The sequence below is a fragment of the Burkholderia paludis genome (assembly GCF_000732615.1).
In the GTDB taxonomy this organism is placed as follows: Bacteria; Pseudomonadota; Gammaproteobacteria; order Burkholderiales; family Burkholderiaceae; genus Burkholderia; species Burkholderia paludis.
The window spans coordinates 1-14,280 of the sequence record NZ_JPGL01000010.1 but is presented as its reverse complement, the minus strand read 5'-3'; the positions used below and the strand labels follow the sequence as shown (position 1 = coordinate 14,280).

Genomic DNA, 14,280 nt, shown 5'->3' with positions numbered 1-14,280 from the left:
CGAGCGTGGCGGACGCGGCCCGCTGGCGTGCGGAACACGGCCCGGGCCGCTCCGGCGAGGCAGCGTCGCGCCAGGCCCGGCGCAACGCCGAAGCGTGCGCCCGCGCCGCTCGCCCCGTCACGACACACGCACCGCCGCCGGCGCGGCGGGCGCCACCGGGCGAAGCCGCACGTCCTCGACGATGCGCCCTTCGTCGAGGCGGATATAGCGATCGGCGGCGTTGAAATAGCGGTCGTCGTGGGAAATCACGATCAGCGTCTTGCCCTGGCGTTTCAGGTCCGGAAGGATCTCGGTATAGAAGATGCGCCGGAACGTCGGGTCCTGATCGGCCGCCCATTCGTCGAGGACCATCACCGGGCGGCGCTCCAGGTACGCATGGACGAGCGCGAGCCGCTTGCGCTGGCCGGTCGACAGGTCCGTGGTCGAGAACGCGCCGTCGCGGATCGCGACCTTGTGCGAGATCCCGAGCCGCTCCAGGTAGCGCCGCGCCTCGGCGGTGAGGTCGGCTTCGCCGGGCAGCAGCGTATCGAACAGGTAGTAGTCGGAGAACACGGCGGAAAACAGCTGGCGATAGGCGTCGAGCTGCGCGTCGCCCACCGGCTCGCCGTCGAGCCGCAATTGCCCGGCGTCGGGCCGGTAAAGGCCGAGCAGCAGCTTGATCAGGGTCGTCTTGCCGCAGCCGTTTTCGCCGACGATGAAGAGCGTTTCGCCGCGCTCGATCGTCAGGCTGAGCGGCCCGAGTTCGAAGCCGCCGCCGCCCTGGGCCGGCATGTCGCGTTCGTCCTGCGGCTGCGCGAAACGGTAGCGGACCGCGTCGAGGGACAGCGTGCCGAAGGCGTCGGCGCGCGCTGCCGCGTCGGCCGCCGGCGCGCTGTCGACGAGCGACGGCTCGCGGGTCGAGAACCGGGCGGACAGTTCCGTGATGCGCTGGAGCGCGACCTGCGCGCGGCCGATCGACGGCAACGCGGAGACGATCTCCTGGATCGGTCCTTTCATGTACAGCAGCACCAGCACGAACCCCGTGACGACCGCGCGGTCGGCGCCGGGCGTCCAGCGCTGCAGCGCGAGCATCAGGCCGACGACGACGAAAAACAGCAGCGAGCCGAACGCATTCGCGCTCACGAACACGTTGGCGGCGCGCACCCGCAGGCGGCTGATCGCGTCGATGGTGCCGGACAGCTCGTGTTCGTAGACGAAACGGCGGCGCGGGAGGTTCAGGCGCAGTTCCTTCGCACCGTCGGTGATCGAGCGGTAGTGCTTCTGCAGGCGGTCTTCGGCCTCGCGCGCGGCGCCGAAGCGGCGGATGCCGACGCGCCGGGCCAGCGCCTGCACGACCGAGCCGAGCGCGAGCGCGACCAGCGCGACGCCCAGCAGCGCGGGCGACAGGACGCACAGGTAGCCGAGGCAGCCGACGATCGTCGCGGTCGCGATCGCCAGGCTGGAGAACAGGAACGCGAACGCGCTGATCGTATCGATGTCCTGGTTCAGCGCGGTGACGAGCCGGTGCGTGCGGGAGGCCTCGATCTGGCGCAGCGGCGCGGCGATGATCTTGCCGCACAGATCGCGCCGCAGCGCGGCGATCACGCGCTGGCCGACGAGGTTGTTGCCGATGTCGGACACGATCTCGCCGACCAGCGCCAGCGCGCACAGGCCGGTGAAGCCCCACAGCAGCCCGGGCAGCGCCGCGCCGCCCTCGTGCAGCGAGCGGTTGGTGAGCGCGAGCAGCGCCGCGGTCGCGATGCCGCTCGCCGCGCCCATCGTGGTGGCGAGCACGCTGATCGGCCAGAGCCGTTTGAGCAGTCTGAAAAGTTGCACAAGCATCGAAGGTTCCTCGTTTCCGCCGGCTTCCGCGTTCAGCGGCGCCGGCCCAGCAGCCATATCAGGTAAGGGGTGCCGATCAGCGTCGCGACGAGGCCGGCCGGCAGCTCGCGCGGCATCAGCAGCACGCGGCCGAGCCAGTCGGCCGTGACGACGGTCAGCATGCCGATCAGCGCGGCCATCAGCATCTGCTGGCGCGGGCGGCGCGCGCCCAGCAGGCGCGCGAAATGCGGCGCGGTCAGGCCGACGAACGACAGCGGCCCGACGATCAGCGTGGCGGCCGCGGTCAGCAGCGCGATCAGCATCAGCAGCGCGAGGCGGGCGCCGCGCGGGGCGACGCCGAGCGCCCGCGCGGACGCGTCGCCGAGCGGCAGGATCTGCAGCCAGCGATCGCCGAGCGGCGCGAGCGCGCACAGCACGAGCGCGAATGCCGCGGCATGCAGCGCGTCGCCGGGCGTGACCGTGTAGGTCGAGCCGGCCAGCCATTGCAGCAGCGCGACCGCGCGCTCGCCGCCGCCCGCGATCGCGACGGCGACGACCGCCTGGAACAGCGCGCCGACGGCGATGCCGGCGAGCAGCACGCGGTCCGGCGCGAATCGCGAGCGCCGCGAGAACCACAGGATCGACACCAGCGCCGTCAATGCGCCGGCCGACGTCGCGGCGAGACGCGCGGCATGCCCGGTGTCGCAGCCGGCGAGCACCAGCACGACGAGGCCGAGCGCCGCGCCGCTGCTGACGCCGAGCACGTCGGGGCTCGCGAGCGGGTTGCCGGTCAGGCGCTGCATCAGCGTGCCCGCGACCGCGAGCATCGCGCCGGCGGCGGCGGCCACGCCGGCGCGCGGGACGCGCCAGACGGCGATGCGGGACAGTTCGTCCAGCGTGCTGAAGTGCCAGCCTTGCACGCCGCGGCCGAAGTCCAGCGCGAGCGCGCCCGCCGCGATCGTCAGCAGCACGAGCGCGAGCGCGCGCCGGCGCAGCACCCGTGCGCCGACGACGCCGGCACGGCCCGCGTTCTCCGGGCGGGCAGACAGATGCGTCGCGCGATGCACACGGGCGAGCAGCAGCAGCATCAGCGGCGCGCCGAACAGCGCGGTCGCGGCGCCGGTCGGCAACAGGTCGCCCATCGCGCCCGACAGGCGCTGCACGGCCTGGTCCGCGAGCCAGAGCAGCAGCGCGCCGTACAGCGGCGCGCTCAGCAGGCGCTGCGGCAGGCGCCGCGCGCCGGACAGGCGGGCGAGCGCGGGCGCCGCGAGACCGACGAAGCCGATCACGCCGACAGCCCCCACGACGGCCGCGCTCAACGCCACCGCCAGCGCGAGCGCGGCGAGCCGCATGTGCTGCAGCGGCAGGCCGAGGCTGCGGGCGTTGGCGTCGTCGAGGCCGAACAGCGTCATCGGCTTGAGCATCAGGAGCGCGCACAGGCCGCCGATCGCGAGGCGCGACGCGAGCAGCGTCACGCTGCTCCAGTCCTGCTGGACGAGCGAACCGCCGCCCCAGATGAACAGGCCGCGCAGGTACGGCGCATGGAACAGCTGCAACGCGACGACGATCGAGCCGCAGTACAGCGTGACGACGAGCCCCGCGACCGCGACGCCGGCCGGCGCGAAGCCGCTGCGCCACGACAGGCCGAACACGATCAGCGCGGCCAGCAGCGCGCCGCCGAACGCGACCCATTGCGCGCTCGCGAGCAGCACGGGGGCCCAGAGCGTCGCCGCGGTCAGCGCGAGCTGGGCGCCGGCGGACACGCCGAGCGTCATCGGCTCGGCCAGCGGATTGCGCAGCACCTGCTGGAACACCGTGCCGGCCAGCCCCAGCACGGCGCCGCACAGCCAGCTCACGAGCAGGCGCGGCAACCAGCTGTCGTGCACGACGATCTGCGGCAGCGCATGCGCGTCCGGCGACCACAGCGCGCGCCACCAGAGCGCGGGCGGCAGCAGCGCCGACAGGCTTGCGAGGCTGAGCGAGACGGCGAGCGCCAGCGCGATCGCGGTGCCCAGCACCGGCAGCCACGCGCGGGACGGCAGGCGCGGCGCGCGCACACTGACGACGTTCATGCGCGGCTCCCTGCGCCGGAGGCGCCCGGGCGCGTGAGCGACGCGGTCAGCACGCGGGAGAAGCGGGCCGCCGACGGCAGCATGCCGAAGCCCCAGAACGGCGGCAGCGACGCGACGCGCCCGGCGCTTACCGCCGGCAGCGCGTGCCACAGGCGATTGGCCGCCAGCGTGCGCGCGACGCCGGGGGGCAGCGGATCGAACCACAGCACGTCGGCGTCGGGCGTGGCGGCCAGCCGCTCGATGCCGGCCACGCCGATCCCCCAGTAGTCGGTCGGGCCGCGCCACGCGTTGGCGACGCCGAGCGCGTCCAGCACGTCCTGGAACAGGCTGCGCGCGCCGTAGATGCCGATGTGGCGGCTGTCGAAGAAGCGGATCAGGTAGAGCGGCCGCGGCGCCCCGCGCGTCGGTTGCAGCGTGCGCCGGTGCGCGGCGAGGCGCGCGCGGTCTGCCGCGATCGCGCCTGCGACCTCATCGATCAGCGCCTGGCCCGCGCTCGCGCGGCCGCACAGCGCGGCGAGCTGCCGCGTGATGTCTTCCGAGTGGCGATAGGGCGCGCCGGCATCCGTATACACCGCGAACGCACGGACCGGCGCGACGCGTTCGAGTATCGCGCGCTGCGATTCCTGGCTCGAATTGATCAGGATCAGGTCGGGGGCGAGCTGCTGAAGCAGTTCGAGGTCGGGCGCGAGACGCAGGCCGACGTCGGGCACCCGCGCCGGCACGCGCGGCGCGACCACGCTGTCGTTGTACGCGTCGATCTCGGCGACGCCTGCCGGCGTGACGCCGAGCGCGAGCAGCGTTTCCGCGAGGCCCCAGTCGAGCACGACGATCCGGGGTTCGCGCGCGGGCAGCGCGGCGCGCGCCGCCGGCAACGTCGCGGCGAGCAGCGGCGCGAGCAGCGCGGTGCTCAGGAAAGGGCGGCGCCGCATGTCAGCGCGCCACGCCGAGACGGCTGCCGCTATGCGGATGCATGACGATGTCCATGGGAATACCGTAAATCGATTCGAGTACGTCGCCGCGCATCAGCTCGGCCGGCGTGCCGCTGACGAGCAGCCGGCCGCCGTGCAGCGCGACGAGTTCGTCGCAGAAGCGGGCGGCGAGGTTGATGTCGTGCAGCACGATGACGACGGTCAGGCGCTGGGCGTCGGTCAGCTCGCGCAGCAGCCGCAGCACCTCGATCTGGTGCGCGATGTCGAGCGCCGACGTGGGCTCGTCGAGCAGCAGGCAGGATGCGCCCTGCGCGACCAGCATCGCGAGCCACACGCGCTGCCGTTCGCCACCCGACAGGTGGTCGACGAGCGCGTCGCCGAAGCGCAGCGTGTCGGTCACGCGCAGCGCCTCGTCGATCCGCGCATGGTCGTCGGCGCGCAGGCGGCCGAACGGGCCGCGCCACGGGTAGCGGCCGAGCGCCACCAGTTCGCGTGCGGTCATGCCGGTTTCCAGCGGCGGATGCTGCGGCAGGTACGCGACCTGCCGCGCGAAATCGCGCGCCGGCCATGCGTCGAGCCCGGTGCCGTGCAGCCGCACCGAGCCGCCCGACGGCCGCTGCTGGCGGGCGAGCAGCTTGAGCAGCGTGCTCTTGCCCGAGCCGTTGTGGCCGATCAGCGCGATCATGCGTCCGGCGCCGAGCGTCAGGTCGAGCGGTTGCAGCAGGACGCGGCCGTCGGCCCGGAACGATACGCCGTCGAGCCGGTACAGCGGGGGCGCGGCGGCGGCGCCCGCAGGCGCCGCGCGCGGGTCCGGCGTTCGTTCGGGCGACGATGCGCGCATGTCGGTCAGCACGTTCGATTCTCCCTGCTCACCAGCGATAGCGGGCCGTGGCGAGGACTTCCACGCCGTCGCCGTACTGGCAGATGGTGCCCGTGCGGCACGACGCCACGTAGGTGCGGTTGAACAGGTTCTTGCCGTTCAGCGAGAACAGCCAGTGCGTGCCGGTGTCGTAGTGAACCGTCGCGTCGACCAGCGTGCGCGCCCCGACGTGGACCGTGTTCGTCTGGTCGTAGCTGCCGCCGATGTAGCGCAGCCCGCTGCCGAAGCCGAGGCCGCGGAACGTGCCGCCATGCAGCGTGTAGTCGAACCAGGCGGCGGCCACGTGGCGCGGAATGCCCCACGTCTGCAGCCCCTGCAGCGACACGGCCGCGCCGGCCAGCGTCGTGCCGGTCAGGTTCGATTCCGTGGTGACGCTGCTGAGGTACGTGTACGACGCGGCGATGTCGAGGTTGTCGCTCAGGCTCGCATGGCCTTCGAGTTCGAGCCCGCGCGCGCGGACCTCGCCGATCTGCAGGCTGTAGCCGGGGTGATCGGTATCGCTGCTGGCGACGTTGCGCTCGCGCAGGTCGAACAGCGCCGCCGTCACGAAGCTGTTGTAGTTCTGCGGCTGGAACTTCACGCCGATTTCGTACTGCTGCGCGGTTCGCGGTCGCAGCGGGCCGCCGGCGTAGGTCAGGCCGATCTGCGGATCGAACGATTTCGCGTAGCTCGCATACGGGGCGAGGCCGTTGTCGAACAGGTAGACGACGCCGGTCCGCCAGGTGAAGGCGCGCGACGACTGCGCGATGTCGTAGCCCTGCAGCGGGTTGTTGTCTTCCGACGAGGTCCAGTCCTCGCGCATGCCGACCAGGAAGCGCCACTTGCCGTACGCGATCTGGTCCTGCGCATACGCGCCGAACTGCTTCATGCGCACCATGTCGTCGGACGTGGTCTTGGGCGCGGTGATCGGCAGGTACACCGGGTTGAACAGGTTCAGCGACGGCTCGACGAAGTTCGAGCCCACCGTCTCGTTGTACAGCACGCGCTGGAAGTCGAAGCCGAACAGCAGGGTGTGGGCCAGCGGCCCCGTCGAGAACCGGGCCTGGGCCTGGTTGTCGACGTCGAAGAACTTGCCGGTTTCCTCGTTCCTGAATGCGTAACGGTTGATGGTCGTGGTCGAGCCGGCAACGTAGCCGTTCGGGAACGGGAACACGTTCGCGAGATCGTCGCTCACCACCGTGTAGCGCAGGTTCTGGCGGAACGTCCAGGTGGGATCGAAGCGGTGTTCGAACGTATAGCCGACCGAATACTGGGTGCGCGTATGGTGATCGAAATCGGGATCGCCGACGTTCGTGTGGCTCGAGATCCTGCCGTTCGGGTTGAACAGCGCGCTGCCGATCGCCGGCACGTAGTTGAAGTAGCCGACGCTCGGGTCGTGCTGGTATTTCGCGAGCACGGTCAGCGTGGTGTCCGAGTCCGGTTTCCACGTGAGCGCCGGCGCGATGTAGATGCGCTGCTGCTTCACGCCGTTGACCTGCGTGTCCGCGTCGAGCCCCGTGCCGGTCAGGCGGTAGGACAGCTTGCCGTCGGCCGTCAGCGCGCCGCCGAGATCGAAGCCGAGTTCGGCGCGATTGTGGCTGCCCGTCGAGAAGAACACCTCGTGGACCGGCGTCGTGGTCGGCCGCTTGCTGACCAGGTTCGCGAGGCCGCCGGGGTTGGCCTGCCCGTACAGCACCGACGACGGGCCATGCAGCACGTCGATGCGCTCGAGCCCGTACGGATCGAAGTTCGGGATCGCGTAGCCGTACCCGGCGTCGCTCGGCATGCGCGTGCCGTCGAGAAACTGTTCGAGCACGAAGCCGCGGCTGTACAGGTATGGCGAGCCGCCCGACGAATCGCCGTAGATTTCCGGCAGCACGCTGGCCGTGTAGCGCAGCGCCTCGGCGACGCTGCGCGCCCCCTGGGCGGTCATCTGGTCGCTCGTGACGACCGACACGGACTGCGGCGTCTCGATCAGCGGGGTGTCCGTCTTGGTCGCCGTCACCGCCGTGACGGGCACGTAGCCGGCGGCGTCGCCGGTCTGCGACGCGGCCCGCTGGCCCGTCACGCGCACGGCGGGCAGCGTTCCGTCGTTCCCGGGCGCCTCGTTCGGCGGCGTTTGCGCATGCGCGGCCGAGAGGCCGCCCAGCAGACAGATCAATAAAGCGTTGTTCAACGCGACGGCTCGATACACCCCGGTGCTCATGTTGCTTCCTTCAATCGTTGGTAAATGATGGCGCGAATGATTCGCACTAACTTTCAAGGTGTTGCACTGCCAGGGCTCTGACGGCCATCGGCAGGGTGGAAACGCGGGTGGGGGTATGACTGCTGAGCGCGGAACGCGCGGTCCTGAACCGGACCAGCCGCCACTATAATCCGGGGTCTTGTCGTCAGTCAGGACAACTTCGGCACAAGAATGGACATTTTTGTCCGGTTTGATGGATTATCTCGAAAAGAGTAGCTGATTGAGCCATGAGCAAGCCCGTGTTACAGACCTTCGGCGACGGTTTCGCCACGCGGAAGGTGATCGCGCAGGCGATCGACTACGTCGACGGCACCCATGAAATCGCGCACGTGCATCACCGCGCGCAGCTCGTGTATGCGACCAGCGGCATCGTGCGGGTCGTCACGCCGCTCGGCCTGTGGATGCTGACGCCTGGCAATGCGTTGCTGATCGGTTCGCAAGTCGAGCATGCGTTGCATATGGTCGGACAGGTCGCGATGCGCACGCTCTACATCGATCCGGACGTGCTCGCGCCGCAAGAGCAGGAGTGCCGGGCGATTCCCGTCGGCGATCTGCTGCGCGCGCTGATCCTCGGCCTGTTCGACGCCCGCGCCGACGACGCCGAGGAGAACCGCGCGGAGCTGATCGTGCCGCTGATCCTGCGGTTGCTGCAGGACGCGAAGCACGAGCCGTCGGCGGCGCGCCTGCCGCTGCCGGCTCACGCGCGGCTGCGCCAGATCTGCGACAACCTGATCGCCGAGCCCGCCAGCGCCGATACGCTGGAGCGCTGGGCCGAGCGGATCGGCGCCAGCTCGCGCACGGTCGCGCGGCTGTTCCGCCAGGAGACGTCGATGAGCTTCGGCAAATGGCGCGAGCAACTACGGCTCGCGGAAGCGATGTCGCGGCTCTCGATCGGCGTGCCGGTCGCGCAGGTCGCCGAGGAACTCGGTTACGCGGACGTGCGCACCTTCACCGTGATGTTCAAGCGCGCGTTCGGCAGCACGCCGCAGCAGTTCCGGCAGCAGTTCGGCGGGCCGGCCGCGGCATGACGCAACGCGCGCCCAGCGGTTGCCGGCAGTCGAGCGCATCGACCCGCAACGAGAGCGCGGACGGCGCGGGGCGCCGATTCGCGACCACGCGTCATTCGCGCAGGGTGCGCCACCGCGCGGCTGTCGTTGCCGTCGCCGTCGCGCTTCGTCTGGCGAGAGATCTCGCGAGCGGCGCATGGGCCGGATGCGATACCCGATGAAAACCGTCCCGATCGTCGAACCCGGAGAATCGATGGACCGCCATGCATTTCTGGAACAACGTCCGGTAGCGGATTTCGTGTCCTGGCTCGTCGAGCATCTGCCGACGCTGCCCGTACACCTGCGATTTGCCCGCAGCAAGTTCGTGCCGGGCGGGCTCGACGTACGCGTGGACGGTATCGAGGACGTTCTCGCGCATTACTGCTGGCGCAACGAATGGCTCGATCCCGGCACGGGGCGACGGGTCGCGTCGCAGGACTGGGCAACGACGCGGTCGTCCCTCCACCGGTTGAGCGTCCTGCTGCGCACGAGCGTTGCCGATGGCGACGACGCGCGGGCCGGCGCGGCGGCGCGCGAGGTGTTGCGCTGGGGCGGTGTCCACAGCGCGATTCCGTTCATCCGGTCGAAGGTTCGGCGACGCGCGTTCTGCACGTACCTGCAGTCGCTTGCGCCGCTGTTCGCGCTGGCGGGTTCGCAGAAGACGGACGACCTGCACGCCCGCAACGTCGAGCGCTTCGACGCCGGGATGACCAAGGTGCATGCGCTATTCGACGTGACGGGATCGCCGATCTACGACAGCCGGGTCGGCGCGGCACTGGCCATGCTGTACGAGTTGTTCCGGCGGGATGCCGAGAGCACCGGCATCCGGCACGAGCTTCTCGGGTTCCCGTCGGGACAAGCGCGCGGCGCGCAGATCCGCGATCCGGGCGCGCTCGGTTTTGCGCGGGCGCCGCAGTTTTATACGAACCAGGTGCCGCGGGCATGCTGGGCGCGCTGGCAGGTGCGCACCGGCTGGATCCTCCGTGAGGTGCTCGGGCGCACGGCGTGGTTTGACGACGAGCCGCAGGTTGACGGCGTGAGCCCGATGGCGGCGCGGTGTCATGCGCTCGAGGCTGCGCTCTTCATGATCGGGTACGACCTCCGGAGCCTGGCCCATGCCAGCGGAAGCGGCGTTGGCACCGCCGCCGCCGCCGTTTCCGACGACATGCCGATGGTGCGCGACGAAGGGGGGAACTGGGTGCCGACCGGGCATCCGTTCGGCCGTGTGTTGCACGCCTATCGCGTCTATCGCGAAACCGAGCCGGCGCATCCCGATCCGGCCGATTTCGAGCAGTGGCTGAACGAGCCGGCACAGGCCGGACTGGACGATGCCTTCAGGCGGAATTTCCAGGCTTACTGTTTTCCGCTCGGCGAGCGCGAACTCGATCTGCATGAGCGCTCGCTCGAGGAGATTCGGGCAATCGCGGCCGAGGCGGAGGGCGAGGGCGACCTGACGACGGCGAACCATGGGGAGCCTGAATTCGTCGCCGGCGACGAGCGCGAACAGGTGTGTTTCGTTTGCGCGGGACTGACCGGATATTGCGAACTGGTCGAAACGACGCCCGACGCACGCAAGCAACGCCTGATCCGCAATGGTTTCGCGGGCACGAACCATTCGGCGGGCACGCTGATGTCGGTCGGGCGGGGCGTCGGCCGGCATTTCGGGTTGCTGGACGACCGGAACCGGCCGACGGCGCGGTTCTTCGGTTTCTTCGGCGCGGGTTTCGACGATTTTCGCGATCGGCTGGGCGTCGATCGCGACGGCCGCGACCTGGGTCCGACCTGATCGGTTGCGCCGCATCGAGACGGCGCATGCCGCGACGCGAGGCGGACGGCTTGCTGCGTTTCCTCGTGACCGGCTTCAACCACGCACGCAAGAGCGCCCGTCGCGACAAACCCGGATTCCGGGGCGCTGCGCGCACGTCCTGAATCACGGTCTGGCTGGCTTCGCGATAGACTCCCGGATACGCCTTCTCTCGCCGAGCCGGCCACCACGACGCGCAAGGCAGCAAGCGTGCGTACGCAAACCACCGGGCCGCGATACTTGCCGGCCCCCCGGGCAGGACGGCAATGCCTGTTCCGACGCTTGCGCTACGCGGTGGCCGCTGCCCGGCCGAAGGTACGTGACGCCTGCCGGGAGAGACGGGCAGGGTGGCCCCACCGGCCAGCGCCGGCCAACGGATTTCCATATGCAATTCGTCAAGTACCACGCTCTCGGCAACGACTATCTGGTCTATGCCGACGACGCGAAGTTCGCGCTGAATACCGAGCAAATCCGTCGCGTCTGCGACCGGCACCATGGATTGGGTTCCGACGGCATCCTGGTACTGGAAGCGCGCGCGTCGACGCAATTCAAGCTGCGGATCGTCAATCCGGACGGTTCCGATGCGGAGAAGAGCGGCAATGGGCTGCGAATTTTCTCGCGCTACCTGCGCGACCGATCGTGGGTTCAGGACGAATGGTTCGATATCCTGACTCCGGGCGGCCTGGTGGGGGCCCGCGTCGCGCAGGACAGGCGATCCGTCGAGGTCCGCATGGGCAGAGCCGATTTCGCGGCGCAAGCCGTTCCGGTCAGCGTGCCCGCCGCCGAAGCGATTGATTGGCCGCTGGCGTTGAATGGCATGAACCTGCGCATCAACGCCGTGTCGATGGGAAATCCGCACTGCGTCGTGTTCCTGGATGACGTCAGCAGCGAGCAAGCCCGGCTGCTCGGCCCTCAGATCGAGCGGCATGCGCTGTTTCCCCGGCGCACCAATGTGCAGTTCGTGAAAGTGCTGGATCGACATAATCTGCGGATCGAAATCTGGGAACGCGGCGCGGGGTACACGCTGTCGTCCGGCACCAGCAGTTGCGCGGCCGCCGCGGTATCCCGCCTGCACGGCTTCTGCGAGGCGGACGTCGTCGTGCACACGGCGGGCGGGCGCCTGCGCGTGCGGATCGGCGACGACTGGCAAGTCGTCATGCAGGGCGCAGTACAGCGTATCGGCTGCCTGAGCGTCGACGACGAATGCTTTGCGCCGCTCGATGACGGGCGCGGATGATCGCGCCGGCATCGTCGCGGCGTCGTACCCGTCGCGGACAATCGCCCTGCGGTTCGATCTGCTATCGTGGGTGCCGAACCGGAAATCCAGTCGTTGTTCCTGCCGCCCGGCACGCGAATCGGCGTCCGCGGATCGGCATTCCTTCGCCAGCGCATCCATCGCCAACCAACCGATGAACGATCAATTTCACCCCATTCCCCTCGTCGTCCTCGACGTTCAGGACGCGATCGACCGGCCGAACTGGGAAGGGAAGAGCCATCCCGGTTATCTGGCCGCGATCCGGCGCCTCCTCGCGCACTGGCGGCAAAACGGCTGGCCGGTGCTTCACGTCAAGCATGACGAGCCGACGCCCACCTCGAGCTATCACACGCACGGCCCGTGGAACGCCATCAAGAAGGAAGTCGCGCCGCTCGCGGGCGAACCCGTCATCGTCAAGCACCAGAACTGCGCGTTCGTCGGCACCGATCTCGAGCGCGTGCTGCGCGGCATGGGGGCGAGCCAGTTGGTACTGACGGGGGTGGTGGTCCACCACAGCATCGACGCGACGGTTCGCGCCGGCAAGGCACTCGGATTCGGCATCATCCTGCCGTCGGATACCACGACAGCGGTGCCGGTGGCCGGAAAGGACGGGCGATCCTGGGACGCGGCGACTGTCCACGGCCTGACGCTGGCGATACTCGACGGCGAATACGCCGAGGTCACGACATCGGATGACGTGATCGCACGGTTCAACCGGAGCGCGGGCTAGTCAGTATGACTCCCGTGGGGCAAAGGCTGGCCTGCCGTGAGGAATCAAACGCGGGTTAGCATGGCTGCCAGAGCCGCACGGTGCGGACAGGGCCGCACCCGGCGATTTCCAGCACGGAGGCCAGCATGGAACACGATAGCACGCTGTACGTCGGGCTCGATGTCCATAAGGAGTCGATCACGGCCGCCTATGCGCTCGGTATGGGCGAGGTTGAACTGCTCGGCAAGGTCGGCACCACGAAGACGGATATCGATCGCTTATGCAAGCGCCTGCAATCGAAGGCGTCGCGCATCCGTATTGTCTACGAGGCGGGCCCATGTGGTTACGGGCTTTACCGTCAACTTCAGCAGAAGGGGATCGACTGCATGGTGTGTGCACCGTCCCTGATTCCAAGGAAGCCGGGAGAGCGCGTAAAAACCGATCGGCGCGACGCGATCAAACTGGCGCGTTCGCTCAGGGCTGACGACCTGTCGGAAGTCTATGTCCCTACCGTCGAAGACGAAGCGTTTCGCGATCTGGCGCGGGCATGGGTGGGTGCCAAGGATGATCTGAAGCGTGCGCGGCAGCGGCTGAAGTCCTTTCTGCTTTCGCACGGGGTCAGCTATACCGGACGAGCCGACTGGAGGGCAGCACACCGGCGCTGGTTGAGCACGTTTGCGTTCGACAGCGCATGGCAGCAGTTGGCGTTCGAAGAACATCGACGCACGATCGAGGATCGTCTTGCGCAATGCGATCGACTGGAAGCTGCACTGCGCGAGGCAGTGGTTGCCTGGCGCCTTTATCCGGCAGTACTGGGTCTGCAAACGATGCGCGGCATGCAGTTCACCACGGCGGTCGGCATGCTTGCCGAGTTGGGCGATCTGTCACGCTTCACGCATCCCCGCCAATTGATGGCGTGGTTGGGTGTAACGCCGAGCGAGCACTCGTCCGGCGAGAAGCGCCGTCAGGGCAGTATCACCAAGAATGGCAACAGTTATGCGAGAAAGCTGCTCGTCGAGTCGGCATGGAGCTATCAGCATCCGGCCCGTGTCAGTCCGGAGATTCAGCGCCGCCACGAGGGGATTCCCAAACCCATCGTGGATCGAGCGTGGGACGCGCAGGTACGCCTGTGCCGACGCTATCGAACGCTCGTTGCACGCGGCAAGCAGAAGAACATTGCAGTGGTCGCGGTTGCCCGTGAACTGAGCGGGTTTATCTGGGACATTAGCCAGCTTGCCATGTCGCTTGCTTCGCAACCGCAGAGGCGCGCGGCTTGAGCAGGCGAGCGCGAGTCCTCAATCACCGAGCAAGGAGTTCCCTGAAGGCGGCGTAGCCCGGCACACGAGTAACCCGCGCCACGGCTACGCAACGAATCCGATTCGACTTGCGACGCTAGATAGCGGCAGGCTCATCGGGCGGACCTCTGTAATGCGGTAGCCAATCCGCGGATATCAGCGTGATCCACCGTCGAGACGTACTGCTACGCCGCCCTCAGGAAATTCGAATGGAACCTCTCAGAGAGAACTGAAAACCGATCCCAATTGACAGCGGGAGTCATATC

10 protein-coding genes are annotated in these 14,280 nt (G+C 68.8%); 5 read left to right on the top strand and 5 right to left on the bottom strand.

The window, feature by feature from the left end:
* Window positions 1–117: 117 nt before the first annotated feature.
* Genes GQ56_RS0106200 through GQ56_RS0106180 form a run of 5 tightly spaced genes read right to left on the bottom strand, consistent with a single transcriptional unit; the run spans window position 118 to window position 7,866 of the window.
* Complete coding sequence (locus tag GQ56_RS0106200) at window positions 118–1,821, bottom strand: cyclic peptide export ABC transporter (RefSeq protein WP_031397817.1); 1,704 nt, start codon at window positions 1,819–1,821, stop codon at window positions 118–120.
* A 32-nt stretch (window positions 1,822–1,853) separates the two neighbouring features.
* A complete protein-coding gene (fhuB, locus tag GQ56_RS0106195; protein WP_081894841.1) occupies window positions 1,854–3,872 on the bottom strand; it encodes a Fe(3+)-hydroxamate ABC transporter permease FhuB in 2,019 nt (672 codons plus the stop codon).
* On the bottom strand, window positions 3,869–4,801 hold the full coding sequence (locus tag GQ56_RS0106190) for an ABC transporter substrate-binding protein (RefSeq protein ID WP_031397815.1): 933 nt from the start codon (window positions 4,799–4,801) through the stop codon (window positions 3,869–3,871). The genes fhuB and GQ56_RS0106190 overlap by 4 nt, the downstream gene beginning before the upstream one ends.
* A 1-nt stretch (window position 4,802) precedes the next feature.
* Complete coding sequence (locus GQ56_RS0106185; protein WP_152601672.1) at window positions 4,803–5,642, bottom strand: ABC transporter ATP-binding protein; 840 nt, start codon at window positions 5,640–5,642, stop codon at window positions 4,803–4,805.
* A 28-nt stretch (window positions 5,643–5,670) separates the two neighbouring features.
* Window positions 5,671–7,866 carry a TonB-dependent siderophore receptor gene (locus tag GQ56_RS0106180; protein ID WP_043301176.1) on the bottom strand — a complete coding sequence of 732 codons (2,196 nt, stop codon included), beginning with the start codon at window positions 7,864–7,866 and terminating at the stop codon, window positions 5,671–5,673.
* A 266-nt stretch (window positions 7,867–8,132) separates the two neighbouring features.
* Here GQ56_RS0106180 and GQ56_RS0106175 point away from each other — a divergent pair, with 266 nt between their 5' ends.
* The 5 genes from GQ56_RS0106175 to GQ56_RS0106150 all read left to right on the top strand — a co-directional run bounded on the left by GQ56_RS0106175 (window position 8,133) and on the right by GQ56_RS0106150 (window position 13,996).
* Complete coding sequence (locus tag GQ56_RS0106175) at window positions 8,133–8,933, top strand: AraC family transcriptional regulator (RefSeq protein ID WP_052001430.1); 801 nt, start codon at window positions 8,133–8,135, stop codon at window positions 8,931–8,933.
* 19 nt (window positions 8,934–8,952) lie between these two features.
* Window positions 8,953–10,737 (top strand): hypothetical protein, encoded by a 1,785-nt coding sequence (locus GQ56_RS40015; RefSeq protein WP_200877973.1) that lies wholly within the window; start codon window positions 8,953–8,955, stop codon window positions 10,735–10,737.
* A 403-nt stretch (window positions 10,738–11,140) separates the two neighbouring features.
* On the top strand, window positions 11,141–11,992 hold the full coding sequence (dapF, locus tag GQ56_RS0106160; protein ID WP_031397810.1) for a diaminopimelate epimerase: 852 nt from the start codon (window positions 11,141–11,143) through the stop codon (window positions 11,990–11,992).
* Complete coding sequence (locus tag GQ56_RS0106155; protein ID WP_200877972.1) at window positions 11,964–12,740, top strand: isochorismatase family protein; 777 nt, start codon at window positions 11,964–11,966, stop codon at window positions 12,738–12,740. The genes dapF and GQ56_RS0106155 overlap by 29 nt, the downstream gene beginning before the upstream one ends.
* Window positions 12,741–12,865: 125 nt before the next feature.
* Window positions 12,866–13,996, top strand: coding sequence for an IS110 family RNA-guided transposase (locus GQ56_RS0106150; RefSeq protein WP_031397808.1), 1,131 nt, complete (start codon window positions 12,866–12,868; stop codon window positions 13,994–13,996).
* The last annotated feature ends 284 nt before the right edge of the window (window positions 13,997–14,280 follow it).

What these genes read in the sequence shown, in the direction of transcription:
- GQ56_RS0106200 (WP_031397817.1), bottom strand. Translation starts at nt 1,821, where the DNA reads ATGCTTGTGCAACTTTTCAGACTGCTCAAACGGCTCTGGCCGATCAGC.
- GQ56_RS0106150 (WP_031397808.1), top strand. Translation starts at nt 12,866, where the DNA reads ATGGAACACGATAGCACGCTGTACGTCGGGCTCGATGTCCATAAGGAG.
- fhuB (WP_081894841.1), bottom strand. Translation starts at nt 3,872, where the DNA reads ATGAACGTCGTCAGTGTGCGCGCGCCGCGCCTGCCGTCCCGCGCGTGG.
- GQ56_RS0106190 (WP_031397815.1), bottom strand. Translation starts at nt 4,801, where the DNA reads ATGCGGCGCCGCCCTTTCCTGAGCACCGCGCTGCTCGCGCCGCTGCTC.
- GQ56_RS0106180 (WP_043301176.1), bottom strand. Translation starts at nt 7,866, where the DNA reads ATGAGCACCGGGGTGTATCGAGCCGTCGCGTTGAACAACGCTTTATTG.
- GQ56_RS0106185 (WP_152601672.1), bottom strand. Translation starts at nt 5,642, where the DNA reads ATGCGCGCATCGTCGCCCGAACGAACGCCGGACCCGCGCGCGGCGCCT.
- dapF (WP_031397810.1), top strand. Translation starts at nt 11,141, where the DNA reads ATGCAATTCGTCAAGTACCACGCTCTCGGCAACGACTATCTGGTCTAT.
- GQ56_RS0106175 (WP_052001430.1), top strand. Translation starts at nt 8,133, where the DNA reads ATGAGCAAGCCCGTGTTACAGACCTTCGGCGACGGTTTCGCCACGCGG.